Genomic DNA, 15,849 nt, shown 5'->3' on the forward strand with positions numbered 1-15,849 from the left:
AGCCGGTCACACGAGGTCCGAGGGCTTCACGAGGGTGACGCCGGAGGACCGCGGAGCGGGAACCGACGGTTCTTCCCCCTTGGCCGGCCGTCTCCGCCGTAGAGGGGCCTCCGCACGCAGCTTCTCGAAGAGGGGAAGCAGCGCGTCCACCGCCGCGCGGGCCACCCGACCGTCATGGGGACCCTCCGGGTGGTCCCAGTCCACGGCCTCCTCGACACCTGCCTGAATCCAGTCGTGGAGCTCGTCGGCGTCGGGCGTCGCGTCCGGCGCCAACACGTCGTACATCAGGGTGCTGCCGGCCGCGTTCACGGCGGACGAGAACGCGTTGACATGGTCTCCGGGGCGAGGAACGCCCGCGTCGAGAAGTCCGCCGATGACACGGATCATGGCCTGGGCTGTGGGCCGGTGATCGATGACGTCCAGGCGCATCGTGGTGTTCAGGACGTCCTGGATCCGGCACGCGGTGGCCACGGGCCCGTAGTCGTCGCCGTCACGGAAGAGTTCCGCCGCCCACCAGAGCCGAGAGAACGTCTGGGTGTAGTGCGGGCCGCAGAAACGGGCGGCCGTCGCGATCCCGGGCCCTTCCGCGGTGTCGGCTCCCTTGTGCCGCCAGACCACGTAGTCCGGGGCCACGACCATGGCCAGGTGGTTCCACACCCGGCTGTCGGCGGCCTCGGCACGGCTCATCCGGAGGGTGGCGTGGAGCCGGGGGGCGAGCCAGCCATCGGCTGCGTAACGGTCGTCGGCGAACCGTCGCATGGCCTCGTCCAGAAGCTCACGGACGGGTGCGGTGCGGCGTCGCGCGGCGGTCCGCTCGTCGTACGCGACGCCGGCCTTGGCGAGCGCCACCTGCGGCGGACGTTCCCGGCCCGACTGAATGCCCCGCCCGAGGTACTTGGCGACGGCTGCATCCGGCAGGAGCGCGAGGACCGGCGGGACTCCGGCGGAAGTGGAAGGGGTCATCGGGCTTCGCTCCTGTCGGCACGGTCGACGGCGCGCACTCCGTCGGCCACCTTCCTGGCGAGCCGGCTCCGCTTGCCCGCCGCGTACTGGATGTTCGTCTGCAGTTCGGACCAGCCGAAGCCCTTCGTACGACGTTCCTCGATGTCGTACAGGGCGTCGGTGAGCGGACGCCCGGGAAGCACATCGGGGAGCATCACCCGGAGCACGGCCTCACGCCAGCCGGTCGGCATGACGGGAGTGCCGTCCTCGTCGGCATCCAGGTCCCCGACGGCGGTGTGGAACATGGCGATCCACGCGTCCTGCGCAATCTGGCCGGTGGTGACATCGCGCAGCACCTTCTCGGCAGCACTGCCGCCGCTGCCGTTGAGCAGCTCGATGAAGCCTTCGGTGGATGCGGTGTTGAGGTAGACCGTGGGAATGTCGCCGGCGGTCTCCACGATCCAGGGCGCGTCCTTGTACGGCCGGAGCCACTCCAGGGGCCCCTCCCGGAAATCCTCCTGCACGATCTCGATCTCCCGTTGACGAACCGGGGCGGCACCCTTGAGATCGAGATACCAGTCCTGCTCGGTCGTGCCGATCACCCGTCCCGGGACCCCGTCGACGGTGGCGACGACGGTCAGACCGAGAGCGGCACGGTTGAGGTGACGGTCCCGGTGCAGGTCGATGTCCCCGTTCCAGACACCGTCGGCCGTCCTCCGGAGCACCGTCGTGGTCCGTGCGTTGGTCGCCTTCTCGGTGAGTGCCGCCAGGCAGACCAGGTCGGTCCACGTCCCGCCGGAGATCTCCGCCTCGGGGAGCGCGGCCTGCAACCGGAGGGTGCAGTACTCCCAGTTCTCTCGACCGGCCTGGTGCAGCGCCACGGTCCGCTCGGGCTTCGAGACGTGCGAGAACGGAAGGGAGGACGTCCCGTCGACGCTGATCGACAGAACGTCGAGATCGATGTCGCCGAACAGGGTCGGGTACGGGTAGACGGACTTCACGCCGCTCCTCCACGGGCCTTCTGGACATCGACGACCAGCCGGGCGAGACCGCCCTGAACCGGATGGGTGGCGGGGTCGGTCACACCGGTGAACACGGCGTTCCGCACCCCGGGTTCGACGACGAGATCGCCGTTCTCCACCCGACAGGCTTCGGATGCGGCGAGCACGGCCCATCCCACAGTGGGACGCCCCCCGGACCGCACGTCGAACTTCGCCACGGGCGTCAGCACCCAGGGGTCTTCGGCAGAGGGCAACTTGATGCCGACGGTCACATGCCAGGCACCGTCATCGGAGACCCGAGCCTGAACACTGCGGACGACCGGGAAGCCCTGGACACGCTTCCCTCCGCCGGTACCTCCTCCTCCGTCCAGCTTGAGCAACTCCCTGAGCGCGGCGGGACCACCCGCCCGGACGACCTCTCGGCGGGCGACCAGACCGCGCACGGCCTTGTCGATCTCGGTCCGGAATTCCTTGAGCCGGGTGAGCGCGCCCCTCTCGTAGAGGGTGGTGAGCTCTTCCGTACGGTCCCACCGGTCGTGCTCGGGCGGTTCGGAGGCCCGGAGGAACGACTCGGCGAGCTCGACGTCCTCGCCCTCCCGGCCGGTGGCGAAGCCCGCGAGCAGCACGGCCTGGAAGGGGGCCGTCCCGAGGGGGAGTTCACGGGGCCGCTGCTCCGTGATGGTCATCCGGTTGCCGCGCATGCATACGACCCGGCTGTGGCGCTCGTCGTGGTCACCGGCCGAAGTGAGGAGCAGGATCGCCCGGTGTTCACGGCCCTTGCCCCGGGCGCGGCCCTTGAGCGGGGACACGACGAGCGGCACCTCGACCATGGCGACCTGGTCGGCGGCCGTCAGCTCCTGGACGGTCTCACCGTCCAGATACGCCTGGAAGGCCCGCCCGAGCGCGGGATGGTGGGCGTGCGGCTCGACCCTTTCCTCGGGAATCAGGACATGGCCGTTCCGGAACGTGGTGACGCTTGCCTCCATGAGCGCGCCGGCCGACTTGCCTCCGATCATGGAGGCCCAGAATCCCTCGGCGAGCGATCGGACGATCTTGTCGTGCATCTCCTGCAGCGTCTCGGCGTCGCCTGACGCGTCATGCGCGCCGACGATCAGGAAGGAGGTACCGGCGGCCGTGCTCCGGCGGTCCAGATGCAGCGCGCGGGTCTCCTCCTCGTCCGCCCACCAGGATCGGGAGACCCCCTTGTGGTCGGGATCGGATTCCGCCTCCCCGAACCAGGCGGGACCGGCGTAGGCGTCGCCGTCGAGTTCGTGCCAGGGCAGATCGAGGCGCCCGACCACGCGACGCTCGACGCGGCCCTCGTGCGGCTCCGAGAGCGTGGAGTTGACCAGGACGAGTCCCAGCCGGCTCGTGGCCCAGAGAGTGGCCTTGCCCAGGCCGTACGAGCCGCCCGCACGACCGCCCGCCTGCTTGTGACTGTCGAGTTGGCGACGCACAACGGCGGCGTACCGGCCGTCCTCGTACTCCGGCCCGGTCAGTCCGGCGGCGTTGTAGTCGTCGACCCGGAGCAACAGGAGGGAACGCTGCTCGTCCAGGTCGTCGAGTGCCGCCTGGAGGCTGCGCGAGACCTTCTGCCCCCCACCGGCCGCCGCCGCGTAGTGCGGCCTCAGGTCATCCCACCGCAGAGCGTCGAGAAATGCGTCGAGATGCTCACCGGTGAGCTCGTGCAGGACGTAGCGGACACGGACCGGCGCCGTGGGGTCCAGGCGCTCGTCGAGCGAGTTCTGGGTCGCCTCGCGCGCGAGGACGGAGAGATCGGCGTCGAAGGCGAAGGCCGCCGCGTTGCCGTACTCCCGACCGCCGTCGAGATGGGCGCGTCGGTGGTGCCACTGCCGGGGCAGGGCGGACACGATGTCCGTGGTGCGGTTGTAGACGGAGGCGGGATCCACGTCGAAGACGGCTGCGATCGCCCGCTTGGTCTCCTCACGAGGCTCCGCACGCCCGTTGATCCAGGCCGAGACCGCGGCCCGGGTCAGCCCGAGCCGCTGCGCGAGATCGACCTGCCGCATGTCCGCCCGCGCGAGCTGGCGCTCCAGCCAGGCCCCGAAGTCTTCGCCCTGTGTGTCCGTCATGCGTGTCCCACCCCTGGGAGGTCGCTTCTCACTACGCGAGTCGACACGTGGGCAACAGCGCTCCCTCCGTGTCCGGCGACCAGGCTAACACCGGATATTTGACAGAACGACATGCGTCAAAAACCGGTAAGCGGCGCTACTTGGCGTGCCTGCCGTCTGCCACACCGAGCGTCACGCGCCGCTCCGTGACGATGGCCGCCACCCTCTCGGCTGCCTCGCCGGCGCTTTCGTGTTCCCAGACGCGGAGCGACATCCAACCCGCCTTGGCCAGGCGGGCGTCGGTGTCCGCGTCCCGAGCACGGTTCTTCTGGATCTTGTCTCGCCAGAACTCCGCGTTCCGTTTCGGCCAAGTCGCGTGTTCCGGACAGCCATGCCAGAAGCAGCCGTCGACGAACACGGCGACCTTGGCCGGGCCGAAGACGATGTCCGCTTCGCGCCGCACGCCCTTCAGCGGGCGCCGGTGAATCCGATAGCGAAGCCCTGCCGCGTGCAGGAAGCGGCGGAGCGCCACCTCCACACCGGTGTTCCGGCTGCGCTGCCTGCTCATCCGGGAGCTCGTCGGCGGAGTCGTCTCCAGGGACTTCATGTCTGCCATTCTCGCTCTCCGCTCGCACCCGGGGCGCACCATGGGCGCGAAAGGTGGTGCCATACGCTCGAGGAACGACGTTCTCGACGAGAAAGGGCCCCCGCCATGCCCCGTATCCCCTCCCCCGCCATAGCCGCCGCCGGGCTCGTCGGTGGGTACGCCGTCGCGCGGTGGACCAAGAAGCGGCCGCTCGGTGGGGCCGTGCTCGCCGTTGCCGGTGGGGTGGCGGCCCGGGAGTGGTGGCGGGTCGGCGGGGCGCCGGTCGGGGTGGGGCTGACGGTCGGGTATGTCGGGGCCTTCGCCGGGTCGCACCCGCTCGCCAAGAAGATCGGGGCCTGGCCCGCGGTGTTCACCGTGGCCGCGGGCATGGCCGGCACCGCGTACGCCGTGACGCGCGCCGGCGGATCGTCCCGCGGCTGACAGGCGGGGACCGGGATCGGCCAGCCCGTACGTCGCGCGGCTGACCAGGAGGGCCAGGGATCAGCGGCCCGGCCGCTTGATCCGGCCGGCCCGTTCATCGCACCGCCGACCCCGTGGTCCGGCCGGCCCGGTCGTCGCCGCGCGGCCCCGGCCATCCGCCGACGGCCCGCCCCTACCCCCCCGCCGCCCGGCTGACCGTATAGATCAGCAGCCCCGCCAAGGCGCCCACCACCGTGCCGTTGATGCGGATGAACTGGAGGTCGCGGCCGATGTTCGCCTCGATCTTCTTCGAGGTCTGGGTGGCGTCCCAGCCCGCCACCGTGTCCGTGATCAGGGACGTGATCTCGGTGCGGTAGGTCGTGACCACGTACGCCGCCGCGTCCTCCGCCCAGCCCTCCACCTTCGTCTGGAGGCGCTCGTCCGAGGACAGGCGCTGGCCGAGCGAGATCAGGGAGGAGCGGGCGCGCAGGCGGAGCTGGCTCCGGTCGTCCTCCGCCGCGGCCAGGATCAGCGCGCGCACCGAGGACCACGCCGAGGCGATGAGGTCCTGGACCTCGGGCCGCGAGACCAGGTCCGACTTCAGGCGCTCGACGCGGGCCCGCGTGTCGGTGTCCGACTGGAGGTCGGCGGCGAAGTCCGTCAGGAAGCGGTCGATCGCCCCGCGCGCCGGATGCGACGGCATGTCCCGCATCTCCGTCACGAAGCGGAGCAGCTCCTTGTAGACCCGCTCCCCGATGCGCCGGTCCACGAAGCGCGGCGTCCAGCCCGGCGCCCCGCCCTGCACCGCGTCCATCACCGAGTCCCCGTGCGTCACCAGCCAGTCGTGCGCCCGGGTGCAGACCAGGTCCACCGCCCGGTGGTGCGAGCCGTCCGCGACCATCCGCTCCAGGGTCTTGCCCAGCCCCGGGGCGATCTCCGCCGATTCCGCCCGCCGGGTGATCGCCTCCCCCACGACCGCCTGCACGTCCGAGTCGCGCAGCACCGTGAGGGCGCCGCGCAGCGCCGCCGCCAGCTCCGAGGTGACCCGGTCCGCGTGCGCCGGGTCCGCCAGCCACAGCCCGAGGCGGCGCGCGATGCCGAAGCCGCGCAGCCTGCCCCGTACGACGTCGGCGGAGAGGAAGTTCTCGCCCACGAAGGTGCCGAGCGACTCGCCCAGCTGGTCCTTCTTGGTCGGGATGATCGCCGTGTGCGGGATGGGGAGGCCCAGGGGGCGGCGGAACAGCGCTGTCACCGCGAACCAGTCCGCCAGCGCGCCCACCATGCCCGCCTCGGCCGCCGCGGCCACATAGCCCGCCCACGCGCCGGCGCCCTCGTTCTTCGCCCACGTGGCCAGGCCGAAGACCACCGCCACGAACGCGAGCAGGCCCGTCGCCAGCAGCTTCATCCGCCGGACGCCCTTGCTCTTCTCCTCGTCCGCCGCCGTGTACGTGAAGCTCACCATCACCTCACCTCCCTTTCTCCCTATCTCAGTGACTCCCGGGCGGCATCCGGAGTTCCCCCGGATCCGGCGGTTCCGGCCGTTCCCCCGGTTCCGGCGGTTCCGGTGGTTCCGGACGTTCCCGCAGTTCCGGCGGCCGTTCCCTCGTGCCCGCCTCCGTACATCTTCGCGATCACCGCCTCGATGTCCGGCTCCCGCACCGACAGGTCCACCAGCGGGTGCGCCGCCGCCACCGCCGCCACCACCGGCGCCGCGGACGACTCCGCCGGGATCGCCAGCCACTGCCGCGGCCCCTCCGCCCGTACGAAACGGGCGCCCGGCACCTCGATCGGCGCCTCCTCCCGCGCCAGGTCCACCACCAGCAGCCGCTCGCTGCCGCCCGCGCGGTGCAGTCCGGCGAGCTCCCCGTCGTACATCAGGCGCCCGTGGTCGATCACCATCACCCGGCGGCAGAGCTGCTCGATGTCGGTCAGGTCGTGGGTGGTGAGCAGCACCGTCGTGCCGCGGCTCGCGTTCAGCTCGCGCAGGAAGCCCCGCACCTTCGCCTTCGACACCACGTCCAGGCCGATCGTCGGCTCGTCCAGGTACAGCACGTCCGGGTCGTGCAGCAGCGCCGCCGCGATGTCGCCGCGCATCCGCTGGCCGAGGGAGAGCTGGCGGACCGGCACGTCGAGCAGGTCGCCGAGGTCGAGGAGCTCGACGCAGCGGGCGAGGTTCTCGGCGTAGCGGGCGTCGGGGATCCGGTACATCCGGTGGACCAGCGTGTACGAGTCGCGCAGCGGCAGGTCCCACCAGAGGGTCGTGCGCTGGCCGAACACCACCCCGATACGGCGGGCCAGCCGGGTGCGCTCGCGCGACGGGTCGATCCCGGCCACCCGCAGCCGGCCGCCGCTGGGGGTGAGGATGCCCGTCAGCATCTTGATCGTGGTCGACTTCCCGGCGCCGTTCGGGCCGATGTAGCCGACCATCTCCCCGCGCGCCACCGTGAACGAGATCCCGTCCACCGCCCTGACCTCCCGCTTCTCCCTGCGGAACGGGCCCGTCCGGCGGCGCACCCTGAAGACTTTCTCCAAGCCCTCCAATTCAATGAAGGGGGCGGGAGTAGGGGTTGGGGTGGGGGCGGAGCCGGGCAGCGGGGGGTCGGTGGGTGGTTCCATTCTGGTCTCCTCAGCTTCCTGTCGATCGGTAGCCGCGCAGCCCCGCCCGCCACGCCAGTCCCGCCGCCCCGCAGCACACCACCGCCACCGCCGGGGACAGGAACGCCGTCCAGCCCGGGATCCCGGCCGGCGGCGTCCGCCCCAGGACGTACAGGGCCGGCAGCCAGTTGACGAAGGCGAGCGGTACGACGAAGACGACGCCCCGCACCAGGTCCTGCGCGAAGATCGTCGGCGGGTACTGGAGCATCGTGTTCCCGCCGTACGTGAACGAGCTGGTCACCTCCGCCGCGTCCTGCAGCCAGAACAGCGTGGACGCCCCCAGCACCATCAGCGCCGCGAAGATCAGCGCGCCGCTCAGCAGCATCACCGGCACCAGCAGCAGCTTCGGCACCGACCACTCCACGCCATCCAGCAGCACCACGCCCCACCCCAGCACCAGCAGCCCCTGCGCCACCCGCCCGAGCCGCCGCAGCGCGAACTTGTCGGCCGCGACCTGCGCGAGGACCGGCGCCGGGCGCAGCAGGAAGGTGTCGAGCGAGCCGTCCCGCACCCGCTTGCCCATCCTCGGCAGCGAGCCCATCACCAGGTCCGCCACGGCGAACGAGGTCCCCGCCGTCCCGTACAGGAACGCCACCTCCTCGAACGAGAAGCCGCCGAGCCCCTTCACCTGGCCGAACATCAGCAGGATCACGACGAAGTCGAAGAAGGTGACGAGGAAGGAGGAGAGGAGGGTCAAGGCGAAGGAGGAGCGGTACGCGAGGGTGGAGCGGATCCACATGCCGGCCACCAGGCGGTACGTGCGCCAGGACTCCGCCGCGCCCGCCGCCAGGCGGTGCGCAAGCCGAGGCCCGGCCGCGCCCGTCACCGGACGGTGCGTACGCCGCTCCGCCCCGCCCGCCGCCGGCCGGGACGTACGCCGGGACTCCGCCACGCCCGTCACCAGGCGGTCCACCCGCCGGCGCTCACCCACCCTGCACCACCACCTTCCGCGTCGCCAGCGCCTGCACCCCGCGTCCCGTCGCCAGCAGGGCCAGCGCCCAGCCGCCCTGGAAGGCGTACGCCCGCAGCAGCCCCCAGCCCTCGTGCCGCCCCAGGTACACGTCGGCCGGCACCTGGAGCATCGACGCCCAGGGCAGTACGCGCGCGAGCTCGCCCAGGGCGCCGGGGAAGACGTTCAGGGGGAGCAGCATCCCGGAGAAGAACAGCCCGCCCAGCCACGCCGCCTGGAGCACGCCCTGGCCGTCCAGCAGCCAGAAGGCGCTCATCGCCGCCAGGTACCAGAGGGCGAAGCTGACGGCCGCGCCGAGCGCCACCGAGGCGAGGAACGCCGGCCAGGTCCACCAGTGGCCCGGCAGCGTCAGGTCGAAGACGAGGGCGCCGAAGACCATGGGGGCGATCCCGCGGCCGAGCAGCTGGTAGGCGGACCGGCCCAGGTTGGCGGCGAACCACCAGGTCTGGAGGTCGGCGGGCCGGTAGAGGTCGACGGCGATGTCGCCGGTCCTGATCCGTTCGACCAGCTCCTCCTCGAAGCCGCCGCCCATCAGCCCGCAGACGGTGATGAGGGCCTGGCCGATCCACACATAGGCGAGGGCGTCGCCCTTGTCGTACCCGCCGAGCGCGGGACGGGCGTCCCAGAGCGCGATGTAGGTGTACGACAGGATGAAGCCGAAGACGGTGTTGGTGAACACCCCCGCCGCCGTGGCCACCCGGTAGGTGGCATGGCGTCTGAAGCCACCGGCGGCCACGGTCGCGTAGAGCCGCAGCATGTCCCTGCTCCCTCCGGCCGGTCGTCCCGCGCAAAGGGCCCGACCTTAGAGGGACTTCCCGTGCCGTCGCGACCGGTTTTCCGGCCACATGGGGGCAGGATGTGGCGTTATGTCCCCTTCTTCCCGCATCCCCGGCGGCGGTACGGACGGCCCCCACCCGGCCGACTCCGCCGCCTGGGCGCCCAGGGATCCGTCCGTCCCCGCACCTCCCCGGCCCCGCCCCCGCTCCCTCCCCCGCCGGGTGCTGCGCGCGCTGCTCGGGCTGTCCGTCCTCGGCGGCCTGCTCCTCGCCGGCGGGCTCGCCGCCGGATACCTCCTGGTGGACATCCCGCCCGCCAACGCCGCCGCCGTCGCCCAGTCCAACCTCTTCCTCTACCGCGACGGCACCCCGATCGCCCGCGCCGGGGAGGTCGACCGGGAGAGCGTGGCGCTCGCGCGGATCCCCGCCGGGGTGCAGGACGCCGTGCTCGCCGCCGAGGACCGCGACTTCCACACCTCCCCCGCCGTGGACCCCCGCGCCATGCTCCGGGCCACCTGGAACACCCTCACCGGCAAGGGCCGCCAGTCCGGCTCGACCATCACCCAGCAGTACGTCAAGAACTACTACCTGGGCCAGGAGCAGACCCTCACCCGCAAGGCGAAGGAGTTCTTCATCGCGCTCAAGCTGGGCCGCGAGAAGAGCAAGGACGAGATCCTCGAGGGGTACCTGAACACCAGCTACTTCGGGCGCAACGCCTACGGGATCCAGGCCGCCGCCCGCGCGTACTACGGCAAGGACGCCAAGGACCTCGGCACCGCCGAGGGCGCGTACCTCGCCTCGCTGCTCAACGCGCCCAACGCGTACGACGTCGCCGCCCACCCCGAGAACCGGCCGCGCGCCCTCGCCCGCTGGCGCTACGTCCTGGACGGCATGGTCACGGAGGGCCGGCTGACCCCCGCCGCCCGCGCCGCCGCCGTCTTCCCCGCCCCGCGCCCGGCCCACGCCTCGGCCGGGCTCTCCGGGCAGCGCGGCTACCTCGTGCAGGCGGTCGGGCAGTACCTGACCGAGCACAACATCGTCGACGAGAAGGCCCTGGCCGCGGGCGGCTTCCGGATCACCACCACCCTCGACCGGTCCCGGCAGGACGCCCTCGTCCGGGCCGTCGACGCGCACGTGACCGCCCGCCTGGACCCGGCCCGCAACCCCGCCGACCGGTATGTACGGGTGGGCGGCGCGGCCGTCGAGCCGGGCAGCGGCCGGGTCGTCGCCCTCTACGGCGGCGTCGACTACACGCGGCAGTACGTCAACAACGCCACCCGCCGCGACTACCAGGTCGGCTCCACGTTCAAGCCCTTCGTCCTCGCCGCCGCGCTCCAGCACGGCGCGTTGACCCAGGAGGGTGAACGGATCACCCCGAACACCTTCTACGACGGCGGCAACCGGCGCCCGGTGCGCGGCTGGAACGGGGCCCCCTACGACCCGGCCAACGAGGACGACACGAACTACGGCGAGATCACCCTGCGCTCCGCCACCGACCACTCGGTCAACGCGGTGTACGCGCAGCTCGCCGTCGACGTCGGCCCCGGCCGGGTCCGCGAGGCGGCGGTCGCGCTCGGGCTGCCCGGCAACACCCCGGACCTCACCGCCTCCCCCTCCATCGCGCTCGGCCCGGCCACGGCGAGCGTCCTGGACCTCGCGCAGGCGTACGCGACGCTCGCCAACCACGGCGCCCGCGGCACGTACACGCTGGTCGAGCGGATCACCCGGGGCGGCGAGGAGCTGGCGCTGCCGGGCACACCGGGTCCGGGCGGGGCGCGGCAGGCGATCGGCCGCGAGGCCGCCGACACGACGACGGCCGTGCTGCGCGGCGTCGTCCGGGACGGCACCGGCACGGCGGCGCTCGCGGCCGGGCGCCCGTCGGCGGGCAAGACGGGCACGGCGGAGGACGACAAGGCGGCCTGGTTCGCGGGCTACACCCCGGAGCTGGCGACGGTGGTCGCGCTGCTGGGCCAGGACCCGGAGTCGGGCCGGCAGGAGCCGCTGTACGGGGCGCTGGGCCTGCCCCGGATCAACGGGGGCGGGGCGCCCGCCGAGATCTGGGGCCAGTTCACCCGCGAGGCGCTCGCGGGGGTCGCGCCGAAGGAGTTCGACCTGCGGCTCCTGGAGGGCGCGGAGGAGCTGCCGGAGGTGCCGCCGGTACCGGACTTCCCGGACCCGGCGCAGGGCCTGGAGGGCCCGGGGGCGCCCGGGCGGGGCCCGGGGGCGCCGAAGGGCGGCGGGCGGGATCGGGAGCGCGGCCGGGAGCGGGCGCCGGAGCCGGACCGCGAGCCCGTACGGGACCGGGACCGCGAGCCCGTACGGGCACCGGCCCGGCCCCGGCCCCAGCCGCCGGCCCCGGAGCGTGCCCCCGTACCGGAAGCGCCGCCGGGGCCGACGACGGGCTCAGGTCCGCCCCGGTGACCCGGTGACCCGGTGACCCGGTGACGTCAGTGACCCGAAGTCGCCTTCAGGCCGACCACGGCCACCAGCAGCAGGCAGACGAAGAAGATCCGGGCGGCGGTCGCCGGCTCGCCGAGCACCAGCATGCCGAACACCGCCGCGCCGGCCGCGCCGATGCCGACCCAGACGCCGTAGGCGGTGCCGATGGGCAGGGTCTTGGCGGCCTGCGAGAGCAGCAGCATCGAGACGACGATGCCCGCGCCGGTGAAGACGCTGGGCCAGAGACGGGTGAAGCCCTCGGTGTACTTCATGCCGATCGACCAGCCGACTTCGAGCAGACCGGCGATGATGAGCAGGACCCAGGCCATGACGACGAACCTCCGCGAGACGGGAACTACAGGAGTGCGTCGTCTTGTCGTGTAGCCCGGTACGGCGCGTCTCGTCGGGTGTCCCCAGCCTAGCAAAGGACAGGCAAAAGCCCTGGTGACACCGGTCACCAGGGCTTCGTACGAGGGGCGCGGCCCTACAGGTACAGGCCGGTGGAGTCGGACTGCCCCTGGAAGCGGTCGGCGGCGACGGCGTGCAGGTCGCGCTCGCGCATGAGGACGTACGCGACACCCCGGACCTCGACCTCGGCGCGGTCCTCGGGGTCGTACAGGACCCGGTCGCCGAGCTCGACGGTGCGGACGTTCTGGCCGACCGCGACGACCTCGGCCCAGGCCAGCCGCCGGCCGACGGCGGCGGTCGCCGGGATGAGGATGCCGCCGCCCGAGCGCCGTTCCCCCTCGGGGGTGTCGGTTCGGACCAGGACCCGGTCGTGGAGCATCCGGATGGGCAGCTTGTCGTGGGTGTTGTCGCTCACGACTCGAACCTACCTGGCCGGGCGTGTCGCCCGTACCCGGGACGGGGTGCCCGGGCGGATCCCTTGCTCAGTCCTTGCCCTTGCGGGCGGAGGCGGCGATCAGGCCGACGACCGCGACGGCCACCAGCGCGACCGGCACGACGCGCTCCAGGCGCGGCGCGCCGTCCTCGTGGGTGAAGCGGGCCTTCACGTCCGAGACGACGCGGTTGACCGCGACGAAGGCGCGGCCGGCGGTGTGGTCGACCGTGGCGGCGACCTTCGCCTTCGCGTCGCCGACGATCGTCTTCGGGTGCACCCGAATGCCGATCTCGTCGAGAGTGACGGCGAGCTGCTCGCGTCGGCGGACGATGTCCGCCTCGATCTGCGCAGGGGTCCTGGCGTCCGACACCGCGCTGCCTCCGTAGTCTGAACCGGCGAGTACCGGCGTGTTCCGGTCGTCGGTGGACAGTCTGTCAGCTTCCGTGCCCGCGGGTCGTCCCCGACCCCCATTAGGCTCTGAACGCGTACGCGAACATTCCCGAGGAGAGCCATGAGCGAGCGACTGCAGCCCGGCGACACCGCCCCCGCCTTCACCCTGCCCGACGCGGACGGCAACGAGGTCTCCCTCGCGGACCACAAGGGCCGCAAGGTCATCGTCTACTTCTACCCGGCCGCCCTGACCCCCGGCTGCACCAAGCAGGCGTGCGACTTCACGGACAACCTGGAGCTGCTGGCGGGCGCGGGCTACGACGTGATCGGCGTGTCCCCGGACAAGCCGGAGAAGCTGGCGAAGTTCCGCGAGAAGGAGCACCTGAAGGTCACGCTGGTCGGCGACCCGGAGAAGAAGGTCCTGGAGGAGTACGGCGCCTTCGGCGAGAAGAAGCTGTACGGCAAGGTGGTGACGGGCGTGATCCGGTCCACGATCGTGGTGGACGAGGAGGGCAAGGTCGAGCGCGCCTTCTACAACGTGAAGGCGACCGGCCACGTAGCCAAGATCATCAAGGACCTGGGGATCTGACCCCGTCCGGTCCGCACGACGGCCCGCACTCCCTGGACGGGGGTGCGGGCCGTTCCGCTTCTCGAACGCGACAGATACGCGACCAGTACGCGATATGGCGTAACTGTCCGATATTCGACTCGTTAACCCGTACGAGATCCGCACTGGGGACGGGATGCGATGGAGACGAGTCCGTACACGAAGGAACGGCTGGCCGAGGCTGCGCGAGGGGCGCGGACGCTGACGGAGGCGCTGGAGCGGCTGGGGGTGGATCCGAGGAGCGGCTCGCGACGTTACCTCCACGACCGCATGCGGAAGCTGGGGGTGGACACGTCGCACTTCGAGCGGGAAGGAGTGCGGTGGACGCGTGAGGTCTTGGCGGAGGCTGTGGCGGCGTCCACCAATATGTGCGAGGTGCTGCGGCGGCTGGGGGTGGAGATCGTGGGCGGACAGCACACGCACATCAGCCGACGTATCAAGGCGCACGGGATCGACACCTCGCATTTTCACGCGCCGTCGCGACGAGGCACGCCTTGGCGCCTCCGGACACCCGAAGCCCTGCTTGTCGAGCAGACCGGCCCGCGGGCCCGGCGTACGCCGGGCGACCGTCTCAGGTGGGCGATGACGGAGTCAGGAATCCGGAAGCGGTGCGCGATGTGTGGCACCGAAAGCTGGCGCGGCGGGTCGATCCCGCTGGAGGTCGACCACATGGACGGCGACTGGCGCAACAATCGCATCGAGAACCTGAGGTTCCTCTGCCCGAACTGCCACTCCACGACGGACAGCTATCGGGGCCGCGGGAAGCGGCGGACCGGATGACGACGTCTCACTCTCCCCACCGGCGGCGCCGTGGCGGGCCGCCCCCGCGCCCCACACCGGAAGACCTGCGGCGCGCGACCATGGGAGCGACCTCCATCGCCGGTGTGCTGCGCGCCCTGGGAAGACCCGACAGCGGGCACATGCGCGCCCTGTTCCACCGATGGACAGCCGAGGACGGTCTCACGACGTCCCACTTCCTGGGACAAGGCCACAGACGGGGAAAGCCGGGCGCGATCAAGCCCGCGACGGAGATCCTGGTCCGTCACGACGGCAAGCGCCGGACCAGAACGCACCTGCTCCGTCGAGCGCTCCGCGATATCGGTGTCCCCGAGGTGTGTGCCGAGTGCGGCGTCGGTCCCCGATGGCTCGGAAAGCCGATGCCACTGGAGATCGACCACATCAGTGGAGACTGGAGTGACGACCGTCGCGAGAACCTCCGACTGCTCTGCCCCAACTGCCATGCGCGTACCGACACCTGGTGCCGGGGAGGACGACGGGTAAAGTAAGGGAGCGTGTACGCGCCCGTACGCCAAGGGCTGAGCGGCGATCTTTAGGTGGTCGTGTCTGTCGGTTCGAATCCGACCGGGCGTACCGTACGACGGCCCAGCGGGCAGATCGCCGCTGGGCCGTTCGCATGCCGCCGTCAGCCCAACAGCTCCCGCACCACCGGCACCAGGGCGCGGAACGCCTTGCCCCGGTGGCTGATCGCGTTCTTCTCGGCCGGGGTGAGTTCGGCGCAGGTGACGGTGAGGCCCTCCGGCTGGAGGATCGGGTCGTAGCCGAAGCCGTTGGTGCCCGCGGGGGTGTGGCGGAGGGTGCCCGGCATGCGGCCCTCGACGACGCGTTCGGTGCCGTCCGGCAGGGCGAGGGCGGCGGCGCAGGCGAAGTGGGCCGCGCGGTGCGGGGCGTCGATGTCGGAGAGCTGGGCGAGCAGCAGGTCCAGGTTGGCCTTGTCGTCGCCGTGGCGGCCGGCCCAGCGGGCCGAGAAGATGCCGGGGGCGCCGTTCAGGACGTCGACGCAGAGGCCCGAGTCGTCGGCGACGGCGGGCAGTCCGGTGGCCCGGGCCAGGGCGTGCGCCTTGAGGAGGGCGTTCTCGGCGAAGGTGACGCCGGTCTCCTTGACGTCGGGGATCTCGGGGTACGCGTCCGCGCCGACGAGCTCGTGGTCGAGTCCGGCGTCGGCGAGGATCGCGTGGAGTTCGGTGATCTTGCCCGCGTTGCGGGTGGCGAGGATCAGACGGGTCATGCCCCGATTATCGGGCGGGCGGGACGGTCGCCGCGGCCGGGGCTGCAGACCTTGCCGACCTCGGTGGCCGCGTCGGTGATCGGCTTGATGTCGGGGGTGGCGTCGCCGTTCTTGACCGCCGTGC

At 71.9% G+C, this 15,849-nt stretch carries 17 protein-coding genes, 1 tRNA gene and 1 riboswitch; of the genes, 6 read left to right on the plus strand and 12 right to left on the minus strand.

Annotation, left to right across the window (positions count from 1 at the left end):
- Positions 1–6: 6 nt before the first annotated feature.
- The 4 genes from AB0C99_RS23265 to AB0C99_RS23280 all read right to left on the minus strand — a co-directional run bounded on the left by AB0C99_RS23265 (position 7) and on the right by AB0C99_RS23280 (position 4,622).
- Entirely contained in the window at positions 7–963 is a 957-nt protein-coding gene (locus AB0C99_RS23265; RefSeq protein WP_362478084.1) for a DUF6339 family protein, read from the minus strand.
- A complete protein-coding gene (locus tag AB0C99_RS23270) occupies positions 960–1,943 on the minus strand; it encodes a hypothetical protein (protein WP_362478087.1) in 984 nt (327 codons plus the stop codon). Before AB0C99_RS23270 ends, AB0C99_RS23265 begins: the two co-directional genes overlap by 4 nt.
- On the minus strand, positions 1,940–4,036 hold the full coding sequence (locus tag AB0C99_RS23275; protein ID WP_362478089.1) for a helix-turn-helix transcriptional regulator: 2,097 nt from the start codon (positions 4,034–4,036) through the stop codon (positions 1,940–1,942). Before AB0C99_RS23275 ends, AB0C99_RS23270 begins: the two co-directional genes overlap by 4 nt.
- A 136-nt stretch (positions 4,037–4,172) precedes the next feature.
- On the minus strand, positions 4,173–4,622 hold the full coding sequence (locus tag AB0C99_RS23280) for a very short patch repair endonuclease (RefSeq protein ID WP_362478091.1): 450 nt from the start codon (positions 4,620–4,622) through the stop codon (positions 4,173–4,175).
- A 105-nt stretch (positions 4,623–4,727) separates the two neighbouring features.
- Here AB0C99_RS23280 and AB0C99_RS23285 point away from each other — a divergent pair, with 105 nt between their 5' ends.
- Complete coding sequence (locus AB0C99_RS23285; protein WP_362478094.1) at positions 4,728–5,042, plus strand: hypothetical protein; 315 nt, start codon at positions 4,728–4,730, stop codon at positions 5,040–5,042.
- Positions 5,043–5,214: 172 nt separating this feature from the next.
- On the opposite strand, the gene AB0C99_RS23290 is transcribed toward AB0C99_RS23285, so the two are convergent.
- From AB0C99_RS23290 to AB0C99_RS23305, 4 genes are all read right to left on the minus strand, one after another.
- Positions 5,215–6,483: a DUF445 domain-containing protein gene (locus AB0C99_RS23290; protein ID WP_362478097.1), complete on the minus strand. Its 1,269-nt coding sequence runs from the start codon at positions 6,481–6,483 to the stop codon at positions 5,215–5,217.
- Positions 6,484–6,503: 20 nt separating this feature from the next.
- On the minus strand, positions 6,504–7,637 hold the full coding sequence (locus tag AB0C99_RS23295) for an ATP-binding cassette domain-containing protein (RefSeq protein WP_362478100.1): 1,134 nt from the start codon (positions 7,635–7,637) through the stop codon (positions 6,504–6,506).
- 10 nt (positions 7,638–7,647) lie between these two features.
- Entirely contained in the window at positions 7,648–8,415 is a 768-nt protein-coding gene (locus tag AB0C99_RS23300) for an ABC transporter permease (protein ID WP_362478142.1), read from the minus strand.
- A 184-nt stretch (positions 8,416–8,599) separates the two neighbouring features.
- Positions 8,600–9,400 carry an ABC-2 family transporter protein gene (locus AB0C99_RS23305; RefSeq protein ID WP_362478145.1) on the minus strand — a complete coding sequence of 267 codons (801 nt, stop codon included), beginning with the start codon at positions 9,398–9,400 and terminating at the stop codon, positions 8,600–8,602.
- Positions 9,401–9,512: 112 nt separating this feature from the next.
- Here AB0C99_RS23305 and AB0C99_RS23310 point away from each other — a divergent pair, with 112 nt between their 5' ends.
- Positions 9,513–11,843, plus strand: coding sequence for a transglycosylase domain-containing protein (locus AB0C99_RS23310; protein WP_362478103.1), 2,331 nt, complete (start codon positions 9,513–9,515; stop codon positions 11,841–11,843).
- A 26-nt stretch (positions 11,844–11,869) separates the two neighbouring features.
- Here AB0C99_RS23310 and AB0C99_RS23315 read toward each other — a convergent pair whose 3' ends face one another.
- From AB0C99_RS23315 to AB0C99_RS23325, 3 genes are all read right to left on the minus strand, one after another.
- Positions 11,870–12,190: a multidrug efflux SMR transporter gene (locus AB0C99_RS23315; protein WP_362478106.1), complete on the minus strand. Its 321-nt coding sequence runs from the start codon at positions 12,188–12,190 to the stop codon at positions 11,870–11,872.
- Between the two features lie 33 nt (positions 12,191–12,223).
- Positions 12,224–12,295, minus strand: a riboswitch (guanidine-III (ykkC-III) riboswitch).
- A 50-nt stretch (positions 12,296–12,345) separates the two neighbouring features.
- Positions 12,346–12,684, minus strand: a complete 339-nt coding sequence (locus AB0C99_RS23320) for a co-chaperone GroES (protein WP_362478109.1) — start codon at positions 12,682–12,684, stop codon at positions 12,346–12,348.
- Positions 12,685–12,751: 67 nt separating this feature from the next.
- On the minus strand, positions 12,752–13,072 hold the full coding sequence (locus AB0C99_RS23325) for a DUF3618 domain-containing protein (protein ID WP_362478111.1): 321 nt from the start codon (positions 13,070–13,072) through the stop codon (positions 12,752–12,754).
- A 141-nt stretch (positions 13,073–13,213) separates the two neighbouring features.
- On the opposite strand from AB0C99_RS23325, the gene bcp reads away from it, so the two are divergent.
- From bcp to AB0C99_RS23345, 4 genes are all read left to right on the plus strand, one after another.
- Positions 13,214–13,681: a thioredoxin-dependent thiol peroxidase gene (bcp, locus tag AB0C99_RS23330; RefSeq protein ID WP_362478114.1), complete on the plus strand. Its 468-nt coding sequence runs from the start codon at positions 13,214–13,216 to the stop codon at positions 13,679–13,681.
- Positions 13,682–13,840: 159 nt separating this feature from the next.
- The gene (locus tag AB0C99_RS23335; RefSeq protein ID WP_362478117.1) at positions 13,841–14,479 is read left to right on the plus strand and encodes an HNH endonuclease signature motif containing protein; all 639 of its coding nucleotides are present in this window, start codon (positions 13,841–13,843) and stop codon (positions 14,477–14,479) included.
- Positions 14,476–14,985 (plus strand): HNH endonuclease, encoded by a 510-nt coding sequence (locus AB0C99_RS23340; protein WP_362478120.1) that lies wholly within the window; start codon positions 14,476–14,478, stop codon positions 14,983–14,985. Before AB0C99_RS23335 ends, AB0C99_RS23340 begins: the two co-directional genes overlap by 4 nt.
- A gap of 12 nt (positions 14,986–14,997) precedes the next feature.
- Positions 14,998–15,070 (plus strand) — tRNA-Leu (locus AB0C99_RS23345).
- Between the two features lie 52 nt (positions 15,071–15,122).
- Here the strand turns inward: AB0C99_RS23345 and rdgB are convergent.
- Positions 15,123–15,725, minus strand: a complete 603-nt coding sequence (gene rdgB, locus AB0C99_RS23350; RefSeq protein WP_362478123.1) for an RdgB/HAM1 family non-canonical purine NTP pyrophosphatase — start codon at positions 15,723–15,725, stop codon at positions 15,123–15,125.
- Positions 15,726–15,849: the final 124 nt, after the last annotated feature.

Source organism: Streptomyces sp. NPDC048659 (assembly GCF_040650575.1).
GTDB lineage: Bacteria > Actinomycetota > Actinomycetes > Streptomycetales > Streptomycetaceae > Streptomyces.

Coding starts and splice junctions, on each gene's coding strand:
- AB0C99_RS23265 (WP_362478084.1), bottom strand. CDS start 963: ATGACCCCTTCCACTTCCGCCGGAGTCCCGCCGGTCCTCGCGCTCCTG.
- AB0C99_RS23275 (WP_362478089.1), bottom strand. CDS start 4,036: ATGACGGACACACAGGGCGAAGACTTCGGGGCCTGGCTGGAGCGCCAG.
- AB0C99_RS23280 (WP_362478091.1), bottom strand. CDS start 4,622: ATGAAGTCCCTGGAGACGACTCCGCCGACGAGCTCCCGGATGAGCAGG.
- AB0C99_RS23285 (WP_362478094.1), top strand. CDS start 4,728: ATGCCCCGTATCCCCTCCCCCGCCATAGCCGCCGCCGGGCTCGTCGGT.
- AB0C99_RS23290 (WP_362478097.1), bottom strand. CDS start 6,483: ATGGTGAGCTTCACGTACACGGCGGCGGACGAGGAGAAGAGCAAGGGC.
- AB0C99_RS23295 (WP_362478100.1), bottom strand. CDS start 7,637: ATGGAACCACCCACCGACCCCCCGCTGCCCGGCTCCGCCCCCACCCCA.
- AB0C99_RS23300 (WP_362478142.1), bottom strand. CDS start 8,415: ATGTGGATCCGCTCCACCCTCGCGTACCGCTCCTCCTTCGCCTTGACC.
- AB0C99_RS23310 (WP_362478103.1), top strand. CDS start 9,513: ATGTCCCCTTCTTCCCGCATCCCCGGCGGCGGTACGGACGGCCCCCAC.
- AB0C99_RS23315 (WP_362478106.1), bottom strand. CDS start 12,190: ATGGCCTGGGTCCTGCTCATCATCGCCGGTCTGCTCGAAGTCGGCTGG.
- bcp (WP_362478114.1), top strand. CDS start 13,214: ATGAGCGAGCGACTGCAGCCCGGCGACACCGCCCCCGCCTTCACCCTG.
- AB0C99_RS23335 (WP_362478117.1), top strand. CDS start 13,841: ATGGAGACGAGTCCGTACACGAAGGAACGGCTGGCCGAGGCTGCGCGA.
- AB0C99_RS23340 (WP_362478120.1), top strand. CDS start 14,476: ATGACGACGTCTCACTCTCCCCACCGGCGGCGCCGTGGCGGGCCGCCC.
- rdgB (WP_362478123.1), bottom strand. CDS start 15,725: ATGACCCGTCTGATCCTCGCCACCCGCAACGCGGGCAAGATCACCGAA.